Here is a 2,728-nt window from a genome sequence, read left to right on the forward strand (position 1 = left end):
GCTCCAGCGGGTTGGGTCCACCTCGACATAGACGGTCGTCGGCGCATGGAGATCGCCCTTGTCGTCCTCCCAGGCCGCGAGCCAGACGGCCATCGTGGTGGACGACACCCGCTTCGGCGCGAATTGCGCCGGACGTTGATCAGGGCCGGCAACCATCGGACCTGGGTGTTGGGGCGTGGCGCAGCCGGCCAGGGTGCCGAGCAGGGTGAGCGCAACGCAGATGCCGGTTCGTTTCATAGGAAACTCCCGTTGTTGGTGGTACTGATGGCGCTCGGGCGGCGTTCCGACGCGGGCGGTGGGCCGGCGCCGTCCGTCAGGCGGTAGATTTCCGAGGTGGGCAGGCACAGCGGCCGGCTGGGGAAACCAGGACAGGCGAATTGCGCGTGGTCGCTGGCGCAGCCTGGCAGTACCGCCAGCGGGGACACGGCGACCAGCAGCCAGAACCATCCGGCGCGTCTCACTGCCCGCCCTCCCCTGTTTTGGGCGCGCCAGTCGGGGTACCGGCGAGCCAACCGATGAGGTCGTCCGGGCGGCCCTGGTGGATGCGACCGTCAGGCGCGATCACGAAGGGGGTCCCCCTCACCCCGAACATCTGCGCCGTGATCAGGGTGCGCTGGGCCGTCTGCTGTCCGCAGGTACCGGTCGCCACCGGCACGTCGGCGCGGTGCTCCAGCAGCGCCGCGAGCGCGGCGGCGCGGTCGGTGTTGGCCAGGCAGTGCAAGGCCAACACCTCGGACTGGGAGTCCTCGGCGATGGGCAAGGGGATCAAGCGGAACCGATAGCGGTCGGCCAGGGACGCCAGGTCCTTGAAGAAGGCGGCGCAGTGGGGGCATTGCGGGTCGACGAAGGCCACGACATCAGGACCGGTGCCGAGATCCAGCGCACCCAGGTCGGCGACGTCGAGTTTCAGGTGTCTGAGGTCGATGCGCCCGGCCAGATCCTCGGCCTGGGCGAGCGAGGTCAAGGCCACGCCATGCCACAGGTCGTAGGCCTTGCCCCGGACCACATAGCGGCCGGTATCGGAGATGAAGATGAGTTGCCCGTCGTTGGTCTCGACGGCCTGGAGGCCACCGACGGGCAGCCGGGCCATGCGACGGATCGCGATGTCGCTGCTGCCCAGGATCGTGCCCAAGGTGGCGGCGGGCTCGGCCCAGAGGAGGTGGGGCTGGGCAGCCAGTGCCGCGGCGAGAAGCCCTGAAAACCTGGAGAAGCGCATTGACGGAGACCCGGACCGGCTGTGAAGGTGCCGTCAGGGTGCCCGATCAGGGGGGGTGGGTGTGAGAGCCCAAAGTTCGGTTTTCTGGGGGGAATGCGGGAAGCGGAGGTACTGCCGCCCACCCTAACCCCAGGGGCTATGGAGACCAGTCACCTTCGCTGCTGGGATGCTTTCCGCCGACAACCGGTCCGTTTCTCATGCGCCTTAGATATCCGTGGTCTGCCCCTGATATCCCAGCAGTTCCAAATTTAAGACCATGATGTTATAAAGGGCTCTTCAGAGCTGACTGGAGAATCCCATGGTAACTTCCACTGCGGCCGAGTTGCCGTTGTTGACGGCGGCTGTCCTGATCAAGCAGATCCGCGACACCTTCGAGCGCCTGCCTGACGTGCGCAAGGGCGGCAACAACCAGCGCTACGCAGTGGCGGACGCGGCGCTCAGTGCCTTTGCCGTGTTTTTCACCCAGAGTCCGTCGTTCCTCGATTACCAGGTGCGGATGCAGAAGGAGCGCGGGCGTAACAATGCCACGTCGTTGTTCGGGGTGCATAAGATTCCCTGTGACCAGCAGAGCCGCAACCTGCTCGACCCGGTCCCCCCGGAGGAACTGGCGCCGCTGTTGATGAACATCGTGGACGGCCTCTACCGACTGGGCGTTCTGGAGACCCACCGCACACTCGCCGGCGGTTTCACGGTCGCGTTGGATGGGACGGAGTACTTCGCCTCGAACGCGATTTCCTGTCCCAACTGTTCCACGCGCACCCTCGCCAACGGCCAGACACGGCATTTTCATGTCGCCGTCACCCCGGTGCTGGTCGCGCCGGGCCAGGCGGCGGTGTTCCCCCTACCCCCCGCGTTCGTTGGTCCGCAGGATGGTCACACCAAACAGGACTGCGAACTGGCCGCCAGCGCGCGCTGGTTGCCGCAGTGGGCGCCGCGGCTCGCGGCGTGGGGCCCGATCACCTTCCTGGGCGATGACCTCTACTGCCACCAGCCCTTCTGCGAACAAGTGTTGGCGCAGCATCAGCACTTTCTGTTCGTGTGCCTGCCCCAGTCCCACACCACCCTCTATGAGTGGCTGGCGGACTTTGAACGCCAAGGCCCGCTGCCAACCCTGGTCACCACCCGCTGGACCGGCACCCAACGCCCCACCGATACCTATCGTTACTTCCAGCACCTGCCGCTACGCGACAGCGACGACGCCCTCTATGTCGACTGGTGCGAGCTGACGACCACCGACGCCGCGGGCCGGGTGCTCTACCGCAACAGTTGGGCGACCTCGCATACGGTCACTGCCGACACCGTGGTCGCGGTCGTCGCCGCGGGTCGCAGTCGTTGGAAAATCGAGAACGAAAACAACAACACCCTCAAGACTAAGGTGATTTCCGTTATAGAAGTTACCCGCAAACCGGCTGGATAAAGATGTCCCATTTTGGCAAAGTCGGGCTACGCTTCAATCTCGCTTCGACATCTTTCATCAACCTGTTTGAGAGCCTGATGCCCTTCGCATAGACC

At 65.2% G+C, this 2,728-nt stretch carries 4 protein-coding genes; 1 reads left to right on the plus strand and 3 read right to left on the minus strand.

Annotated elements, in window-relative coordinates:
- From QZX93_RS23295 to QZX93_RS23305, 3 genes are all read right to left on the minus strand, one after another.
- Nucleotides 1-237: TraV family lipoprotein (locus QZX93_RS23295; protein WP_295394970.1), on the minus strand; the 237-nt coding region annotated here is incomplete at its 3' end.
- Nucleotides 234-461 (minus strand): conjugal transfer protein TraV, encoded by a 228-nt coding sequence (locus QZX93_RS23300; RefSeq protein ID WP_295389041.1) that lies wholly within the window; start codon nt 459-461, stop codon nt 234-236. The genes QZX93_RS23295 and QZX93_RS23300, both read right to left, overlap by 4 nt.
- The gene (locus QZX93_RS23305; RefSeq protein WP_295389042.1) at nt 458-1,216 is read right to left on the minus strand and encodes a DsbC family protein; all 759 of its coding nucleotides are present in this window, start codon (nt 1,214-1,216) and stop codon (nt 458-460) included. The genes QZX93_RS23300 and QZX93_RS23305 overlap by 4 nt, the downstream gene beginning before the upstream one ends.
- A 298-nt stretch (nt 1,217-1,514) precedes the next feature.
- On the opposite strand from QZX93_RS23305, the gene QZX93_RS23310 reads away from it, so the two are divergent.
- Nucleotides 1,515-2,633, plus strand: coding sequence for an ISNCY family transposase (locus QZX93_RS23310; RefSeq protein ID WP_295389043.1), 1,119 nt, complete (start codon nt 1,515-1,517; stop codon nt 2,631-2,633).
- The last annotated feature ends 95 nt before the right edge of the window (nt 2,634-2,728 follow it).

Source organism: uncultured Thiodictyon sp. (assembly GCF_903946935.1).
In the GTDB taxonomy this organism is placed as follows: Bacteria; Pseudomonadota; Gammaproteobacteria; order Chromatiales; family Chromatiaceae; genus Thiodictyon.

Coding starts and splice junctions, on each gene's coding strand:
- QZX93_RS23305 (WP_295389042.1), bottom strand. CDS start 1,216: ATGCGCTTCTCCAGGTTTTCAGGGCTTCTCGCCGCGGCACTGGCTGCC.
- QZX93_RS23310 (WP_295389043.1), top strand. CDS start 1,515: ATGGTAACTTCCACTGCGGCCGAGTTGCCGTTGTTGACGGCGGCTGTC.